Below are 19,806 nucleotides of genomic sequence, written 5' to 3'. Positions count from 1 at the left end.
TGTTTACCAAATTGTACAGGAACTTTGTTATAAATAAAAGGAGGATTTATTATGAACAAAATCAAAACAATAGCTATCACCGCACTAGTAGCGTTATCGACGATAGTATGTGCACAAAAAAAAGTAATCAACAGTAACCAATTGCCTGCAAATGCGCAAACATTTATTAAGAATAATTTTGCGATTAATCAAATCAGCAGTACAATTGAAGAACAAGAAAATTTATTTTCAAAGGAATATAAAGTTATTCTTAACAATGGTACGGAAATAGAATTTGATAAATCTGGAAATTGGGAGGAAGTAGATGGTCAAAAAACTGCCATTCCTTTAAAAATAGTACCTAGGAATATTCAAAATTATGTGGCAAAAAGTTTTCCAAATACACAGATCGTAAAAATAAAAAAATCATTACGTAAATATGAAGTAGAGATTTCGAATGGACTTGAGTTGGAGTTTAATAAAAAGGGGCAGTTTACTAAAATAGATGATTAATAGAACTAAAATATGAAAAAGCTAATTTTAACATTCACAGCTCTACTTGCATTTGCAATCATTGTGGTATCATGTGATAAAGATGATGATCATCAAGTCCCTGCTACCTCTTTACCAGCATCAGCATCAACATTTCTTAACACCTTCTTCAAAGATGTAACTATTCGAAAAGTTGAGAAAAAGACTCCTACTGCAACAAATAAAACCGCTTACAGTTTAGTTTTAGCCAATGGAATCGAAGTTGATTTTGATCAAGAAGGTAATTGGAAAGAGGTAGAATCCGACAATGATACCGCTATTCCAACAGGTTTTATCTCATCTACGATAGTCAGCTATGTGGATACAAATTATAAAACAGCACAAATCAGTGCCATCGATAAAGTTACTGCTGGATTTGAAGTCGAACTAACAAATGATATCGATTTATTGTTCGATCCAAGTGGTCAATTTGTAAAAATCATCTTATAAAATTAAAAGCCTCTTTCTAATGAAAGAGGCTTTTTTATTTGTATTGTTGTTATTTCTTAGCCGGTGTGATCTTTATTTTTCTAAATTCTACCGGAGCATGATCTCCTTGTAAATATATAGGTCCTGGTTCGCCTTCTTTACTATCTAACGCACCACCTGTTATACCTGGGATTTCTTGATTATTAATAATCGTCTTACCATTTGCGACAATAGTCACCAATCTTCCAACCAATGTAACTTCATACTTCTGCCATTGATCTGGTCCTAATGTAGCCATTTCATTTGGAGCTAAAAAGCCATAGATACCGCCAAAATAAAGACTACCTGGATGTTGATCCTTAGGGCTATCTTCAATTTGCAATTCGTATCTTCCTCTTAAATAGATACCAGAATTACCTCCGGTTGTATATCGAAATTCTGCTTCTAATTTAAAATCTTCAAATTTTTGATCTGTTACCAAATTAGCACCAGCCTTTGCATTCGTCAAGATACCATCTTTTACCGACCAGTTATTTTCGCCACCAATCGTTTTCCAACCTGTCAAATCTTTACCATTAAAAAGCTCCATAGCCTCTCCCCATTGAACAGTTCCTGTACGATTTAAATAAGGTGCTTTTTCACCTGTAAAGTTATAGCTAACACCTTTATTAGTCGTCACTGTCCCTTTAATACCCGTAGCAGTCAATTCCCCTGCAATCACAAAATCCCCTTCTCCACCTTCCCATTGTGGCGGAATAGCAAATGAAAATTTTCCATCCTCAAGCTTTACATGAGAAACAGGTCGAGCACTGCCACTGTCACCAACATAACTTCCCACCAATGTGTTAAATCCAGATAGTTTTACTTCAATCCAAGATGGTACTACTTTTCCATCTTTATCCACATTTAAATCCCAACGACCAATCAAATCTTTCGCTCTTTCAGGTACGACTTGTTTTGCAGGATTATGTTCTACTTCGGGTTCTTTTTTTTGATCTGTCGTTTGACATGAACTTACACTTGCTCCCAATAAGCAGAAGAGAACACTATATTTTAAACGATTTGTTAACATAGTTTTAAAGAATTGTGACAATGGTTTAGATTTATTATGATAATTATCAAAACGAATATACTAAAAATATCAAGTAATGATTATGGAAACTCAAACGCGAAACAAAAAAATTACCAAAAAAAATCAAATCTCAGAAAAACTCGAGTATAATCATATACGCAAAGCATAAAATAAAAACATATTTTTTATTTCTCAAAAGAACAAAAAAATCAATTCACTTTTCCACTTCATATTCTATGTTTTCATAAAAGAAGAGACAACCTGTTTCATCTTTTCCTATCACATACGCAGAAAAATCACTTTTTCTTATTTTTTATCAAATGTTAAAATTATCTTCATTTTAAGTAATCATATTTGTATCAGTAAATTATATAAGAAAATATGATGAAAAATATACTGACAAGAAAAACAATCTTCCGATTATCCACCTTATGGATCATTGTCATTGTTTTGATTTTATTTGAAGATCTGATTTTTAAATCTGATTTTTCGTTATTATCAGCCTCCATCGTATTTGCAGTTCTCTTATCGACAATTTTGACAGCTTCATTTGGAGTTGTTAAAGAGGCTGACGAGCTTGCACATAAGTTAGGTGAACCTTTTGGTACACTTATTCTTACACTTTCAATCGTTACGATCGAAGTGGTTTTGATTGCTGCTGTTATGCTTGGTCCAGCAGAATCTCCAACAATCGGAAAGGATTCAATCTTTTCTGTGATGATGATTATCATGAATCTTGTTGTTGGACTATGTATCTTACTAGGCGGTATTAAATACAAAGAACAAGAATATAATGCTCAAGGTACACTGGCTTATTTTTCTATGATTGTTATTTTGGGAGCTACTTCGATGCTACTGCCCAATTTTATTCAAGGTGCTGGCAATGGAGCATTTACTAGAGTACAGGCATTATTTATTTCAACTTTAATTATCGTTGTATACATCGCATTTCTGCGTTACCAGTTAAAAGGGTATAATCATTTGTATATCCAACCAGCTATAGGACAGCTTGAAATTGAATATCCAAAAGAAAAAAAACTTAGTAGGAATAAAAAGCATGAAGATAAGACTTCTAATAAAAATGAAATTTGGATACGTTCTATTCTTCTTATTTTAATGATTTTACCCATTGTTTTATTATCACATCATATGGCAGTTGTCGTAGATTATGGCATAGCAACAGCAAAACTCCCACTAGCATTGAGCGGTATACTTATTGCTATTATTGTCTTTACCCCTGAGTCTATTACAGCAGTTAAAGCTGCCCTTAATAACGAATTCCAAAGAAGTATCAATTTATGTCACGGCGCTTTTGTCTCGACTGTAGGACTCACTGTACCTGCAGTGCTCATCGTAGGTTTATTACAGGGAAAGTTGGTTTTATTTGGTTTAACAAACACCGAAATGATTCTCTTTATAATGACTCTATTATTAAGCCTGATTAGCTTCTTAGGTAAAAGAACTACACCGATTTTAGGGATTATTCATTTAGCTCTCTTTGCCATTTACATAATGCTCGTTTTTAATCCGTAAAAAAATAACATGAGCATGAAATAGCTTAGTAACATAATATAAAATAGAGGTTCCGTTCAAGTTTTGAACGGAACCTCTATTCATTTACACTAATTATACCCTACTATGTTGTACCTATAACATATTTTCATGCGCTCTAAGAACGATTAATAACATCTCCCATTAGAGGATCTGTCTTACTTGGCATTCCATTTTCAATATGTCCAGCAAAAATATAACACAAATCAGGATCTTCTTTACAAGATATTTCTAAATCGTACCAACCATGGCTTTTAGTAAAGTCAAGTATTTTCGAACCAGAAAAAGATTGATCTAGTGAAAAAGGCTCGAAACAGCCATAAGAACGATCTCTAACCAAATAATTATACGCTTTATGAAGTTTTTTCAATTCCAAAGCTAGTGTATACTTCTTATGATTTTGCTTAACCTCGATCGCATGTGGTCTTTCTTTATGAATCCTGAACATCCGAAAAAAACCATTCGGACCATGTAGTTCCATTTCAATATTATTATGTTTTAATTGATCTATATCCCAAACATATTTCAATGGTTCATTTTCTTTGACCGCAAAATTCCAAACCTGACCAATTTGTGCTGTTCCATATTCCATATGGGCTCTAACTTGAAAAGGAACTCCAATTTTCTTTTTTGATTTTATAGCAGCATGTTTGTTCTCAAAAGTAATTTCAAAACCTATATGGTCCAACTTCGCATTGACATCCAATGCATAAGGCAATGCACAAGCTGGTTTTATACCCTTCTCTTGGATCGCTTTTATTGAGGTCGGTACACCTTTTTTACGGATTTGATCTAGTTCTGACGGGGCTAGCTGTACAAAATCTGCGGGTAATTTCTTTGAACGTGCTTTGTAGATACGCTCTACATACTCATCCCGGTTAACAGGGAGTAAAGAATCAGGAGAAGTATCACTCACCGGACGAAATACAGACGTTAGATCACCACAGATCATTCTCCTCCATGAAGAAATATTTGTTTCTTTGATATGTTTTCCAGTTTTTTTCTTTAAAAATTGTTCCAAAAACTGTAAACAAGAAGTATGGTCGAAAACTTCCGAATTTACCCATCCGCCTTTAGTCCAAGGGGAAGCAATCACTAATGGAACCCGAAAGCCTAATCCTATTGGACTTTCCAGCTCCGAATCTGCTTTCCCTGTTCTTTTCCGCTCCTGTTCTTTAGTGACGTACTCATCAGCCGTATGAATACCTACGGCAGTCTTACCTGAATCTTTATTCCCTTCCATTGGCGGCACAAAAGGTGAAATATGATCAAAATATCCGTCATTTTCATCATATGTCAAAATAAAGATTGTTTTTTTCCAGACCTCAGGATCCTTTGTCAAAATATCTAATGCTTCTGAAACATACCAGGCTCCATACCAAGGAGATCCAGGATGATCAGAGAAACGACATGGAGCGACCAGCCACGATACCGTAGGTAATTTTCTCTCTTTGACATCTTTACGAAATTGATAAAATACATCTCCTGCAGGAACATCCACTTCATTCTTGCCTTGATCATCATCATAAACCAATTTTTCTACCCGATGATAATCAGGATCTCCCACATTAGTTACAAAAGCTTTTTTATGAATCGCCTGATGTAGCTCTGATAACTTTTCGAAATTCTCTTTTGAAAAACGCTGTAAATCTTGTTTTAGTTCCTCGATTTGCTTCTTTAACTTAGACACTTCAATTGTATCTTTTAAACCGCTTACATCTTTTTCCAGCTTCTTCAGTTTATATTCCATCCAGGTACGGTGTGCAGGATGATAGCGTACACCGTATTGTTTGTGAAATTCCAGATTATTATCTGTAAAGTTAGCTAACCAATCCTCTTCCTCACCTTTAAATCCTACGGGGATACTCAGTTCATTTTGATATACTTTCCAAGATACTCCCGATTCCTCCAAGCGTTCTGGATAAGATTTCCAACTCACATCTTTGTAATTGATCTGTCCATTATCCACATGGGCAGTTGATTCTGGATCACGTGGATTTTGACGAACTGTTCCTGTCCAAAAATAGGACCTATTAGCACTTGTCCCTGTCAAAGAAGAGCAGAAATGCTGATCGCAGACCGTAAAAGCATCTGCAAATGCATAATAGAACGGTAAATCTGCCCGATTATAATAGCCCATTGTAAGTGGCATAGCTTTATAATCTTTAATACCTGAACTTTTTGCTTCAAGCCAATTGTCCATACGACCACCATTACGAGCTGCCACCATATCTCGCCAACCATGTGGCAATGAGCCCATCCAAGTAGATTTACTATTAACAATATCCAAATGAAAAGGAGCAAAATATTCTCCTTTTTTATTTCCCTGTACCCACACAGGAAGACCATTTGGTAATTTTAGTGCTCGAGGGTCATTAAAACCGCGCACACCTTTAAGAGTACCAAAGCAATGATCAAATGAGCGGTTCTCTTGCATTAAAAAGACAATATGCTCCGCATCCATATAGGTCGATCCCAATGGAGCTTCAATCGCTAATGCCCGTTGAATTGATTCAGGCAACAAATTAACGACAGCTGTAGCGCCAGCCAATGCTGTCGCTTTTTTTATAAATTGTCTTCTAGATTCCATTATTTCAACCACCAAGTCTGTAAGTTTATATTATCATTGCCTGAAAACTGACGTTTTATCGCATCAGAGACTTGCACCGTATTATTATTGTATTCATCCTGAGGATACATCCAGCGGTAAGCTACTTTTACGTTATCGGCTTTAAGTAAACTTGGATAACCCGTTCTCAAATGATCAAAATAGGCGGTATAGCCTCCTTGATGAAAAGAGCGTAAATATTTCTGCATTAGGATACGTTCCAGTTTTTCTTCTGAATTTCTTGCGTTATCCCAATTAACCAATTTTTGTGACAAATAACTTTCTACACGAGTTGCATCAACATAAGCATTTAAATTTTTGGCATAATTCTCATAAAATTTAAAAGATGCCTTGATGCCATTCACATAACATTCTTTATCATTCCCTATAATCCATCCTCTTACTATTGCCTCAGCAATGATAAATTGTAACTCCGAATATCCCATTAAAACCAAAGGCTCGGCAGTTGGATCTTTATAAAAACGCTCGTGTACCTTAGACAATTTCCCTTTTACAGCTTTTTCATTCACTTCAGCATAAGGTACAATAGGATCACCGCCTTCATATGAACTAAAATCATCAAGTGCCTTACCAGCCTCTTTTCCTAAACGCGTTTGTGTAGCCAAAACAAATAAACGTGGATCTTTATGATCCTGCAATCGCCGGATAAACGTAGAGTCCATGTACATACCCGATCCATAACCACTTGAATTGAATTCAGGATAACGATTGCCTTCTTGATTTAAAAAAATTAGCTGTCCATCATCAGATCCTGCTACATTGGTGATCAGAGTCTCTCCATTATAAATCTTTGCAAACTCAGATTTGATATCTACAGGAAAGTCAGCACTTTTACGGGATAGCGTAAGTAAAACTTTCAATCGAAATGAATTGATCAGCTTGCGCCATTTATCGGAATTTCCTGTATAAATAATATCTCCATTTATCGGGTTATTATTTGCCTTTAATAAATTATTTGCTTCTTCCAATTCTTTCAAAACCCCAACAAAAACCTCTTTTTGAGTATCATACTTTGGAGTGTATAAAGCACCATTCTCTCCTTTTGTCGCTTCTGAATATGGAATATCACCAAAAGTCAAAGTTAAATTATAGAAATAATAAGCCCTGAAGAATTTAGCTAAAGCGATGTAATTAGTCGTCCCAATCTTTTCAGCTTCTTCTGTCATCTTGGTGACATTACGGAGAAAACCATATTGCTCAAAACTTCCCCTCTGCCAGTTATAGATTTGATTAGCATTTTCACCATCAGTCTGCACAATCATTTTTAATGCATATAAAGGAGAAGTACCATGCCAAGTACGAAAAGCATCCCATTCCACCTTGGTCAACAAAGCCTGCGGATGAGTGATCAATGCTTCGTTAGGATTATTGTTAACATCTGTCAATTTTTCGCATGACTGTAATCCTGCTCCAGCAAGCAGACCCAACGCAAATATTATATGTTTGAAAACAAGTTTCATATTATAGAATCGTTTAAAATTTAAAATCAAGAGATAAACCAATATATCGTGTAGATGGATCTTGCAGATTACCGTCATTTCCTACTCCAAAATCAGGATCTAGGTAAGGTACTTTTTTCCACATAGCTAAGTTGTAACCAAATACAGAAGCATCTAAAGCTTTCAGGTGTTTTAATTTGAATAATTTGTTGACATCATAACCAACAGATACTCTACGGAGTTTAACAAATGAACGATCAAATACATTGGCAAAGAGTTTATTTTCAGATACTGTGACGCGGGCTTGATATGGGTAGTTTTGACTCCAAGCCTGCCAATCAACAGCCCTAGTATTTTGAGCATAGGTACGCGTATCAGAAGTAATATTACCATTGACATCTCTGGTCAGTTCACCACCTGTTACGATTACGCCTTCAGGTACATAAATAGGTTTTCCAGCATCATATTCTTCTTGTCTATACAGTACAGAAGAAGGATGTTTCCCTCCCCACCACATCTTTTCGATTGTAGTCGAATTCATGACTCCTCCAATAGATCCATCGACATCTATATTGACCGTAAAATCCTTGACCTTAAATCTATTAGCAAAACCAAATTGCCAATCGGGTTGAAAATATCCTAAATATTGCGGAAATGGATTACGGATTGGCATACCTGTATTGGCATTAAGAACCAACTGTCCATCGGCAGATTTCTCCCAGACAGTTGCATAATAACTATCGGCACGATCACCCTTTTTTAAGTTCCCCATTTTAGGTTGGTCATTATATATCTCCTCCAATCTCCTTACTGCTCTTGACCAATTAACAGTTGAAGTCCACGAAAACTGTTGCTGTTTTACAATATTACCCGTTAAAGAAATCTCTAATCCTTTTGTACGGTACTTATTTCCATTAACTTTACGCGAGGTAAAAGCTGTAGCTTGTGATATACTTAGATCAATAATTTGGTTTTTATCGACAACATCATAATAAGTTACATCTGCTGACAATCTATTTTTAAATAATGAAAATGCAGCACCGACTTCTAAAGAATTAGATTGTTGTGGTAAGATATTAGGATTTACAATACCTGTAGGATAAGTCACAGAAGGTGTTGAACCGTATGTGACATCTTTTTTATAGGTAGCTAAAATGCTGTACGGATCTAAATCTGATGAAACTGATGCCCAAGAACTGTATAATTTAATAAAATCAATTTGTTCCGGTAGTTTAAAGTAGTCAGACACTACAGAACTTAACGATACTGAAGGATAGAAAAAAGATTGATTCTCTTTAGAAAAAGTAGATGACCAATCATTACGTCCTGAAAGATTAAGATAAGTTGATTTAAATAAATTCAAATTTACCGTCGCATAGGCACTACGAACTACTTTTTCATTAAATAAACTTTCAGCTTTGGCAGGTCCTTGTGTATTCCCTAAACTATAAATAAATGGAACTACCAATCCATCTGTCGTTTGGTACAATTGTCGGTATGTCTTTTTAAAAGTTGAAGCCCCTGTATTTAAGGTCAGTGCAAACTGATCTGAGAACTCCTTATTGTAAGTCGCCAAAACATCAGCATCAAAATTTAACTGGTTGCTATCCCAATTTTTATAATCACCATTTCTTGAATCACCATAGTTCATATAAGACTTAGGACTCTGCATATCCTGAAAGACATTTTTTTGTCTAGCTGAAGCACGCCCCTTTAATGTGAAATCGGGCGTCACGCGCCAAGTTAATGCTGTCTGACCTTGCAATACATCTTGATCATATACTTGATTAAGTTCGTAAGCTGCGAAATAAGGATTATTATACCAAGCATAATTGTAATTTGCTTGACGATACCCCTCCTGCCCAGGAATATAGTGATGTTCATTGAGCTCCTTGCCATTGACATCATTTCCCATCCACAATAAGATGGTATACATATGGTTTTTAGGACCATAGTTATACCGAGGATAATTAGGTGATTTTACTTTATTATAAGAAAGATTCAAATCCAACTGCACCTCTGGTGTAAAGCGAAAAGAGGTGTTTAAATTCAGACCTCCCGTTGTCAGTTTTGTATTCGGTACCTGCCCTTTTTGAAAAGCATATTTTCCAGAACCAAATATGCTCACCTTTTCAGAACGGTAAGATACGGTCGCATTATTTTCTGTAATCAGACCTGTTCCTAGGAAATCTTCCAAATTATTGTGCGACACCCAATCTGTTGGTACTCTTTCATAACGTGACTTATCATCGTATTTCGTACCTTTCACGTCACCCCACCATGGTGTCACTTCACCTGTAACCTTATCCCGGATCGGACTGTTCCATTGCGGTACTTTAAGTCCTGCATTGAGCTTTGGACCCCATGTCATATCACCATCAGAAATACCTCCATCCGCTCCATCCCAAAATTCGTATTTACCATTTGATCCACTTCCAAATTCCTTTTGTGATTCAGGAAAAACGGTAAATCCTGCAGAAAACATATTGGTGGTACCAAAAGAAAACTCTAAACCTTCATTCTTAGCACTTTTTGTAGTAATTAATATGGCGCCATCCTTACCTCTTAATCCGTACAGTGACGAAGCAGCTGTACCTTTCAACACGTTGATGTTTTCGATATTTTGACTCGGTATATCAAAGAAATCTGTCTCTACCGGAATACCATCGACGACGATCAATGGATTTTTACCACGCAATTGAAATGAAGGAGCTTGGAAAATACCAGTCGGGTTATTCACAATTAAACCTGAAACTTGCCCCGTTAGCGCTGTACCGATGTTCATCGTTTTCGACTCCTTTAGGACATCCACTTTCACCTCTTGAGTTGCATATCCAATTTGCTTTTTTTGCTGTTTGATACCAATAGCTGTTACCACTACTTCATCCAATTTAGATGCATCCTTTTCTAGAACTATATCTAAAGTAACGTTTCCTCCCTCTACAAACTGAGTTTTATAACCCAAAGAAGAAATCCGAAGTCGATCACCAGATTTTCCTTTAATAGAAAAATTTCCATTAAACTCCGTTCTTGTACTTTGTTTATTCGATTCGTTAACGATAGTACCCCCATCTATTGGATTACCTTGTTGGTCACGGAGCACTCCTTTAATGAGTTCCTGATCTATTACAGTTCCCATAAACGAATGAGATGCAATTTTGTTTGCCCAAACCATTTCTGTCTGCGTCGCATATAAAAGTGCTGCACAGAGTGTTATTTGGGTACTTTTCTTAATTAAATTTAATGAGTATGGTTTCATCATGCTAAGCGATTTGGCGCAAAGTAATGACATGCATATTAACGAATAATGAAACCTGTATTAAGTTTAAAAGGATAAACTAAAAACAACAATGTGTTAACATTACAACCTCTTATTAACATTTTAGAACCGTAAAGTAACATATTCAAAAAAATAGCGCTTACATATGTTTTTGTTCAAGTGTATTTTCATAGATTTATACTTGAATACAAAAAGATTCCCAATCATGTTTGAAAAAGATATATACATCAAAAGAAGAAATGAACTTAGTTCTAAATTTTCATCAGGGCTACTCCTACTTTTAGGAAATATCGAAAATCCAATTAATTTTGAGCACAACACCTACCCTTTCCGTCAAGACAGTAGCTTTTTATACTATATCGGAATCAAGAGTCCAAAGCTCGCTGCAGTTGTGGATATTCAAACAGGTGAAACGTTGTTGTTTGGTGATGAAATGACTATAGATGACATCGTATGGATGGGGCAACAACAGACTTTAAATGAAAAGGCACAATGGGTAGGAATCGCATCAGTCCATCCTTTTCATGAACTCCAACCGTATTTGGAAAAAGTGTTTAAAAATAATAATCAGGTACATTACCTACCTCCTTATCAAGCGCACAACAAGTTATTGCTGCAGCACTTATTAGGCATATCCATTGACCAGATCAAACCATCGGTCGAAATGATCAAAGCCGTCGTAACACAGCGCAATATAAAAGCAGTAGAAGAAATCGCAGAATTAGAAAAAGCGGTGGACGTAGCTGTTGACATGCATCGTCTAGCTATTAAAATGACTAGACCAGGTATGCACGAATATGAGATAAGCAATGCAATTCAACATCTTGCACAAAATAGACAAATGTCATTCTCATACCCTCCCATTGTGACTAAACATGGAGAGATATTACACAATCATATCCAATATCATAAAATTAAAGCTGGTGATATACTGCTTAATGATTCTGGTGTCGAAACTGCTCTAGGATATGCGTCAGATTTAACACGTTCATTTCCTGTAGGAAAACGATTTAACCCGCTACAAGAAGAATTATACGCTGTTGTTTTAAATGCCTTTAAAACTGCTGAAGCAGCGTTAAAGCCAGGAGTTGCTTTTAAAAACATCCATTTAAAAGCCTGCGAAGCACTTGCTGAAGGATTAATCCAGATTGGTTTCATGAAAGGAAACGCGCAAGATGCTGTCGCGGCACATGCCCATGCTTTATTCTTCCAATGTGGTTTAGGTCATATGCTAGGACTAGATGTACACGATATGGAAGATCTTGGCGAACAATATGTGGGATACACCGCAGACGAGCCAAAAGACACCAAAACCTTTGGCATAAAATCTTTACGATTAGGAAAAAAATTAGAGGCAGGTAACGTAGTAACAGTAGAACCCGGTATCTATATCATACCCGAACTTACTCAAATGTGGGCACAGCAAAATTTGCATCACGAATTTATTAATTACGATCTGCTCAATAAGCACCTTGACTTTGGAGGTATCCGCATAGAAGATAATTATGTCATCCAAGATTCAGGATATCATCGTCTTGGAAAATATTTGGAACGAGAAATCGATGAAATATATGCATTAAAAGATTTAGGCACAGACTAAAAAATCAAAATAAGAAATGAAAAAACTACGTATTATATTATTTTTCACCCTATTGTGTTATATCCCAAACTTGCTCCTGGCACAGCGACTTTGGACTGAAGATGGTGGTCATTATTATGAATTTTCTGACAATGGAATCGAAATTGTCAACCCAATAAATGCACAACGCACGATTTTTTTACCAAGTGCAGCACTCGTACCCAAGGGTCAATCGGCTGCATTAAAAATAAGTGATTTCTCCATTTCACCAGATAAAGAGCATATTTTACTTTATACCAATAGCAAAAGGGTATGGCGTGAAGAAACCAGAGGAGATTATTGGGTTTATCAAAAAAAGACAAATCAATTGACCCAACTTGGAAAAACATTCCCTCCTTCTCAACTCATGTTTGCAAAATTCAATCCTCAGGGGACAAAAGTGGCTTATGTTAATAAATCCAATCACAATATTTATATTGAAGATCTTGCAACTGGAACCATAAAACAAATCACAAAAGATGGAACAGACCGCATCATTAATGGGACGTTTGATTGGGTGTATGAAGAAGAGTTTGGATGCAAAGATGGTTTTCGGTGGTCTCCGGACGGAAATGCTATTGCCTACTGGAAATTGGATGCCAGCACGATACGCAACTTTTTAATGATCAACAATACCGACAGCATCTATTCTTATACGATACCTATCGAATACCCAAAAGTCGGTCAAGCACCTAGTGCATGCACTATATGGACTTACCAATTAACAACAGATGCTACGACACCTGTACATGTTCCTGGAGATGCTATTCAACACTATATTCCTCGTATGGAATGGAGTTTGGATAGCAAACAAATAATATTGCAGCAACTTAATCGCAAACAAAACGAAAGTAAAATTTACTTAGTCGATGTAGCAAATAATACCCATAAGAATATTTATACTGAAACAAGTGATTCGTGGATAGATATCAAATCACGATGGAATAATAATGATCCATCAGGTTGGGATTGGATTCAAAATGGCAAAGCTTTTATATGGGTTTCGGAAAAAGATGGCTGGCGTAAAATATATCAAATTGATCTCATGGGCAATGAAAAATTGATTACAAAAGCAGACTACGATATCATCAATCTAAAGTTAATGGATACCAAAGGGGAAACGATCTACTTTAGTGCATCACCTACTAATGCCACACAAAATTACCTATATTCAGTTTCCACTAAAGGTGGTACACCAAAAAGATTAACTCCAGCAGGATATGCAGGCACTTGTGAATATGATATCGCTAAGAATGGGAAAATAGCGATCTTCGATTTTAATAACCATAAAGAATATAAAAGAAATGCGGTAATCGAGTTGCCCAATCACAAAACATTGGTCGATTTTAGTGAGTCTTTAACCAAAAAATCTGAAAATGGTATCGCTGAATTTTTTAAAATAACAACGATCGATCATATAGAATTAGATGGTTGGATGGTCAAACCACTTCATTTTGATCCAAATAAAAAATACCCTGTTGTATTTATGGTATATGGTGAGCCAGCATCTCAAACTGTCCTAGATAACTTTGGTGCTGGTATGAATCATTTATATCAAGGAAGTATGGCTAAAGATGGCTATATCTATATATCTTTAGAAAATCGAGGTACACCTGCGCCAAAAGGCAGTCAATGGCGAAAAAGCATCTATCGTAAGATTGGGCAGCTCAATATTAGAGACCAAGCAATGGGCGCCAAAGAAATTCTAAAATGGCCTTATGTCGATAGTTCACGCGTCGCAGTATGGGGCTGGAGCGGCGGTGGATCTAGCACGCTAAATCTTCTGGGGCAGTATCCTGATATTTACAAAACAGGAATAGCTATTGCGGCTGTAGCAGATCAGTTGTTATATGACAATGTTTATCAAGAAAGATATATGGGATTACCTCAAGAGAATTTAGCAGACTTTCAAAATGGTTCACCTTTAAAATATGCAAAAAATATCAAGGGTAGCTTACTTTATATCCACGGCACTGGAGATGATAATGTCCATTATCAAAATGCCGAAGTTCTCATCAATGAGTTAGTTAAAAACAACGTGCAGTTTCAATTGATGTCCTATCCAAACAGAAGTCATTCTATTAGTGAGGGAGCTGGAACATCTCTACATTTAAAAACTTTGTTTACCAACTATTTAAAACAGCACTGTCCTCCAGGTGCGAGATAAGAGAGATATTTTGAAAATAAAAAAAATCCAAAAAAGTCGATATCTCTAGATATCGGCTTTTTTTAAATCATGTACAAGCATGAATAAGATGGCATATTTAAACCCAATTCATTTACAAATTGCCATTTAAAAGTAAACAAGGCACTTTTTAACATTTTTTTAACGAAAAATCACAAAACAAAGACTACTTATCAGGTGGATTTTATATATTTGCACCATTAACAATAAATAATGACAAAATATGCTACCTGTATGTATGTAAAACGAATGCTCCTAGGAGGTATTTAAGATTAATTATATACAAATATCTCCGACAACAAAACTACCTCACTTCATATATTACAATCTTATTAACATGACAAAACATACAACAAATTTTGTCGTAGCAGCAGCGCTTTGCCTCAGCTCAAGCACACTATACGCACAATCTACCATAAAAGGAAAAGTAGTTGACGAGCACAATACTGCTATTCAAGGTGCTACGATTACCGATATTAATAGTAAAAAACAAATTCAAACAGACTCAAATGGTCTATTTGAATTTCCATCAAACGAAAATACGGTTACACTACAAGTACAATACATTGGATTTGAAACTAAAACGATTCAAGCAAACATTTCAGGTTTAACAACGATAAAGTTAGCACCTACCAGTTCACAGCTCAACGAAGTTGTCGTCACTGCATTGGGAATATCGAGAGAAAAGAAATCATTAGGATATGCCGTACAGGAAGTAAAAGGGACTGAATTGCAAACACGTCCGACCAATGCGCTTAGCGCCTTATCAGGTAAAGTCGCTGGACTTCAAGTGACCACATCAGGTGGCAACATGGGGGGGTCATCACATGTTTTATTACGTGGAATCAATTCCATCTCAGGAAATAACCAACCTTTATATGTTATAGATGGTACACCTATCGACAATACAGATCTCAATTCAAGTTCGACTATTAATGGAAGTGCTGGGAAAGATGTAGGTAATATGATTCAGGATATTAACCCTGATGATATTGAAAATATTTCTGTCCTTAAAGGTCCCTCAGCTGCTGCATTGTATGGATCTAGAGCAGCTAATGGTGTAATTTTAATCACTACGAAGCGTGCATCAAAAGGTGAAAAGGTTGATATTTCGGTAAACACAGGTCTAGATTTTGAAAATGTCACACGCTTACCAAAACGTCAGCATCTTTATGGTCAAGGATATTCTACTAGTTTTCAAACTCAAAATATCAATGGAAAGGATTATAAAATCGTTGATTATGCTTCCGATGAAAGTTGGGGTCCTAAACTAGATGGTACCCCTGTATTGCAATGGTATAATCTCAATCCAGAGGATGAAGCAAATTATTTGAATCCATCACCTTGGTTGTATCCAAAAAACGATGTGAGCTACTTTTTCAAAACAGGGATAGCTAATACCAATAATTTTGCTATTGCTGGTAGTACAGGTAATACAAACTATCGTTTTTCTTACACGAATAAAAACGTCACGGGTACAGTACCAAATTCCAGCTTAGGAAGAAATACGTTTAACTTTTCTGGAGGTACACAATTAGGTAAAATTAAAGTTACTTCTAACTTTAATTATATCCGTAATTCTTCTGTTGGTCGTCCTTGGACAGGAGCATCAAATAGAAATATTATATTAGAAGCTTTCCAATGGGGTGCTGTACAAGTCGACTATAAAATACTTGAAAACTACAAACGTGCAGATGGAACACCACTAGCATGGAACCGCACAGGCTGGCAAAATACAACTGCAGCCGAAGCGACTCGTTTTATCGACAATCCGTATTGGTCTGCATATGAATCTTACATGGAAGACAGTAGAGACCGCTTTTATGGAAACATTGGTCTACAATATGATGTTAACAATTGGTTATCCTTAGGGGCTAAAGTACATGGCGATATTTATTCATTCCAATCTCAAGACCGTATTGCGGTATATTCTAGAAGTACTTCTCAATACGAAGAAATGAGTAATAAACTAAATGAATATAATTACGAATTTTTAGCTACTGCAAAAAAAAATTGGGATAAATTTTCCCTAATTGCTAATGTAGGTGCCAATCTACGTGATCAACAACGTAAGAATGATTACGCTATTACACAAGGAGGATTAATTCTTCCTAACTATTATAATTTAAAAAATGCTTCTGCAGTTAAAATAGATAATTTCAAATATCATCGCCGTATAGCTTCTATTTATGGGAGTTTCTCACTAGGTTATAATGATCTTTTATACTTGGATGGAACTATTCGCAATGACTGGTCATCTACTCTTCCTGTAGAAAATAATTCCTTTATTTACCCATCGCTGACTGGTAGTTTTGTATTTTCACAATTACCAGTATTTAAACAATTGGATTGGTTGAGCTTTGGTAAATTACGTCTTGGTTGGGCACAAGTTGGTAATGATACAGATCCATATCAATTGTATAAAGTGTATGATGCAGAGCAAGCATTCGAAGGAACTCCAGGTTACAGTTTACCAAATACAAAACCAAATGCTTCTCTTAAACCTGAGATTACAAGCTCTTGGGAAACAGGTTTAAATTTGCAATTTTTTAAAAACAGATTAGGACTAGATGTTACTTACTACAACAATAACTCTAGAAATCAAATACTTGGAGTACCTGTTTCATCCTCCTTTGGATATTCCAACAAAATATTTAATGCTGGAAAAATCAATAATAAAGGTATTGAAGTCGTATTAAATGGAACGCCTATCAAAACCGAAAATTTCTCTTGGGATGCAACCATCAATTGGGCAAAAAACAAAAACAAAGTAATTAAATTGGATGAACAAGTCAATACTTTAAGTTTAAGCAACACCCTAGTCGAGCTTGTCGCACGTGAAGGTGAATCCTACGGACAATTTCTGGGATACGACTTTGTTTATACTCCAGATGGAGAACGTGTTGTTCAAGAAGATGGTACTTTTATGAAAACTTCTCAATTGGTGCCATTAGGTTCTATATTAGCTAACTATACATTTGGCTTCCAAAACAGCTTCCGTTACAAAAGATTCAATCTAGGATTTCTAGTTGCAGGACGTGTGGGCGGAAAGTTCTTCTCACAAACCTATAAAGTAGGTATGTACTCCGGTATTTTGGATAAAACAGCAGCCAATAATATCCGTGAGACAGGCGTAACGTTAGATGGTGTTAAAGCAAATGTTGCCTTTAACAGCGACGGGACTTACGAAGTAACGAATATTCGTGAAAACACTACGAACATTACAGCACAACAATGGGCACGAAATGAATACAACGGTCCTACTGCTTTTTCTATTTTCGATGCAACTTTCATTAAATTGAGAGAAGTAACACTAGGATACAACTTCCCTATTACAAATAGTAAACTGATTAAAAATGTAGGGGTTAATATCTATGGCAGAAACCTATGGAACATTTATACCAAGAGCAAATACATTGATCCTGAGTTTACTTCCAGTGGAGGCAATGTACAAGGAATAGAAGGAGGTAATATCCCTACTCCTGTGACTTATGGCTTTAATGTTAATCTTAAATTCTAGAAAAAATGAAAAACACATATTTGTTATATACAACTCTAATCGGTCTAAGTCTATTCGCTATAAGCTCTTGTTCGAAATCAACATTGAGCGATATCAATACAGATCCGAATCGCCCTGCTTTGGTAACCACACCAACATTATTGATTACAGCAGAAAAGCAATTAGTCAATGCTCTAAGAAGTGAAGATATCAGCTTGAGAGGAGCACAACTTTTTACACAATACTTTAGTCAAAATATTTACACAGATCCATCCAGATATCAAATTCCAACAAGTTATTCAGATAATTATTGGACCGCTACCTACAAAGCTTTAAATAATTTGAATGAAATCATCAAGTTAAATTCAGCTGAAAGCACAAAAGCATTAGCATCAGCAGGAACTGCGGGAACTAACGCCAATCAAATTGCGATTGCACGTATCTTAAAATCATATGCATTTCACTCTCTAACAGATGTTTTCGGCAATATTCCTTACCAATCATATGGTAATACGGATCCTGACTTTGAAGCTTTACAACAGGATCCGGACAATTTAACGCCTAAATATGCAAGTCAAGAGAAAATTTATAAAGATATCCTGAATGAGCTGCAACAAGCTGCTGATACATTAATCAAATATCAAGCAGAAAAAACATTTGGCACATCTGATGTTATTTACAAAGGCGAAAACGGTAAATGGGCGAAATTTGCCAATTCTCTCCGTTTACGTATAGCAAATCGCATCAAGACTAAAGATGCATCTTTAGCAACATCACATATCACAGATGCCGTTAAAAAAGGTGTATTTACCTCCAATAGTGACAATGCTGTATTTAAATATTCTAAGACTTCTCCAAATGAAGCACCATTATACCGGGCAACAGTTACAGCAAATCGAAAAGATTTTGCTATTTCCAATGTTATCGTAGAAGCTCTACAGGGGAAAAGAGGCCCTTTTAGTACAGCAGATCCAAGACTAGCGAAATATGCAAAACCAACGACCGAAAACGGTAGTTATTTTGGGCAACCTTATGGACTACCATTAGCTGCTGGTAACTTATTCCCGATAGACAAAGTCTCTTTACCTGGAGATATTATCAATGCGGCTGACTATGCCGAGGTATTATTGGAATATGCTGAAGTAGCTTTCTTACTATCCGAAAATAACAATTGGGATCAAACTCAATATCTAAATGGCACACGTGCATCTTTAGAGAAATGGGGGGTATCAGCAACAGACATTACAGCTTATCTAGATCAGCTTCCTGCAGCCAACAAAGAACGTGTGCTATCGCAAAAATACTTGGCACTCTTTAACCAAAGTATCGAGTCTTGGTCAGAAGTGAGACGTACAGGATATCCACTATACTTGATCAAAAAAGGAGATGTGGTATGGAGTGGTCTTGTTGAAGGTAAACAAGTAACCTACACCTTCAATCCTGAGGTCGGAGATGCTATCCCTAGCCGTTTGGTATATCCAATAAAAGAGCAAAGTACCAACAAAGCCAACTATCAAGCTGCACTAGCACAGCAAGGCGATGATTTGATCACAAATAAATTATGGTGGAACAAATAGTAGATTCTGATTATACC

The 19,806-nt window shown here is 36.1% G+C and carries 11 protein-coding genes; 7 read left to right on the top strand and 4 right to left on the bottom strand.

Annotated elements, in window-relative coordinates:
* The first annotated feature begins 51 nt into the window (after window positions 1-51).
* The gene (locus C8N37_RS09195; protein ID WP_108158640.1) at window positions 52-492 is read left to right on the top strand and encodes a PepSY-like domain-containing protein; all 441 of its coding nucleotides are present in this window, start codon (window positions 52-54) and stop codon (window positions 490-492) included.
* 12 nt (window positions 493-504) lie between these two features.
* Complete coding sequence (locus C8N37_RS09190) at window positions 505-960, top strand: PepSY-like domain-containing protein (protein ID WP_108158639.1); 456 nt, start codon at window positions 505-507, stop codon at window positions 958-960.
* Between the two features lie 49 nt (window positions 961-1,009).
* Here the strand turns inward: C8N37_RS09190 and C8N37_RS09185 are convergent, their stop codons facing one another.
* Window positions 1,010-2,011 carry a 3-keto-disaccharide hydrolase gene (locus tag C8N37_RS09185; RefSeq protein ID WP_108158638.1) on the bottom strand — a complete coding sequence of 334 codons (1,002 nt, stop codon included), beginning with the start codon at window positions 2,009-2,011 and terminating at the stop codon, window positions 1,010-1,012.
* Window positions 2,012-2,392: 381 nt separating this feature from the next.
* Between C8N37_RS09185 and C8N37_RS09180 the strand changes: the two genes are divergently transcribed.
* The gene (locus tag C8N37_RS09180; protein WP_108158637.1) at window positions 2,393-3,544 is read left to right on the top strand and encodes a calcium:proton antiporter; all 1,152 of its coding nucleotides are present in this window, start codon (window positions 2,393-2,395) and stop codon (window positions 3,542-3,544) included.
* Window positions 3,545-3,680: 136 nt separating this feature from the next.
* Here the strand turns inward: C8N37_RS09180 and C8N37_RS09175 are convergent, their stop codons facing one another.
* From C8N37_RS09175 to C8N37_RS09165, 3 genes are read right to left on the bottom strand one after another with little or no spacing between them, the layout of a single operon-like run.
* Window positions 3,681-6,152 carry a phosphocholine-specific phospholipase C gene (locus tag C8N37_RS09175; protein ID WP_186812848.1) on the bottom strand — a complete coding sequence of 824 codons (2,472 nt, stop codon included), beginning with the start codon at window positions 6,150-6,152 and terminating at the stop codon, window positions 3,681-3,683.
* Window positions 6,152-7,651: a SusD/RagB family nutrient-binding outer membrane lipoprotein gene (locus C8N37_RS09170; protein ID WP_108158636.1), complete on the bottom strand. Its 1,500-nt coding sequence runs from the start codon at window positions 7,649-7,651 to the stop codon at window positions 6,152-6,154. The genes C8N37_RS09175 and C8N37_RS09170 overlap by 1 nt, the downstream gene beginning before the upstream one ends.
* Window positions 7,652-7,664: 13 nt before the next feature.
* Complete coding sequence (locus C8N37_RS09165) at window positions 7,665-10,892, bottom strand: SusC/RagA family TonB-linked outer membrane protein (protein WP_211322220.1); 3,228 nt, start codon at window positions 10,890-10,892, stop codon at window positions 7,665-7,667.
* 223 nt (window positions 10,893-11,115) lie between these two features.
* On the opposite strand from C8N37_RS09165, the gene C8N37_RS09160 reads away from it, so the two are divergent.
* The 4 genes from C8N37_RS09160 (at window position 11,116) to C8N37_RS09145 (ending at window position 19,789) form a co-directional block, all read left to right on the top strand.
* Window positions 11,116-12,510: an aminopeptidase P family protein gene (locus tag C8N37_RS09160; protein ID WP_108158635.1), complete on the top strand. Its 1,395-nt coding sequence runs from the start codon at window positions 11,116-11,118 to the stop codon at window positions 12,508-12,510.
* Window positions 12,511-12,526: 16 nt separating this feature from the next.
* Window positions 12,527-14,695 carry a S9 family peptidase gene (locus C8N37_RS09155; RefSeq protein ID WP_108158634.1) on the top strand — a complete coding sequence of 723 codons (2,169 nt, stop codon included), beginning with the start codon at window positions 12,527-12,529 and terminating at the stop codon, window positions 14,693-14,695.
* Between the two features lie 355 nt (window positions 14,696-15,050).
* Window positions 15,051-18,233, top strand: a complete 3,183-nt coding sequence (locus tag C8N37_RS09150) for a SusC/RagA family TonB-linked outer membrane protein (RefSeq protein WP_108158633.1) — start codon at window positions 15,051-15,053, stop codon at window positions 18,231-18,233.
* Between the two features lie 5 nt (window positions 18,234-18,238).
* Window positions 18,239-19,789, top strand: coding sequence for a SusD/RagB family nutrient-binding outer membrane lipoprotein (locus tag C8N37_RS09145; protein ID WP_045754340.1), 1,551 nt, complete (start codon window positions 18,239-18,241; stop codon window positions 19,787-19,789).
* Window positions 19,790-19,806 lie beyond the last annotated feature (17 nt).

The sequence above is a fragment of the Sphingobacterium faecium genome, from assembly GCF_003054045.1.
GTDB classification, from domain to species: domain Bacteria; phylum Bacteroidota; class Bacteroidia; order Sphingobacteriales; family Sphingobacteriaceae; genus Sphingobacterium; species Sphingobacterium faecium.
Note: the sequence above shows the minus strand (reverse complement) of the source record. Positions and strands in the feature narration are given on the sequence as shown.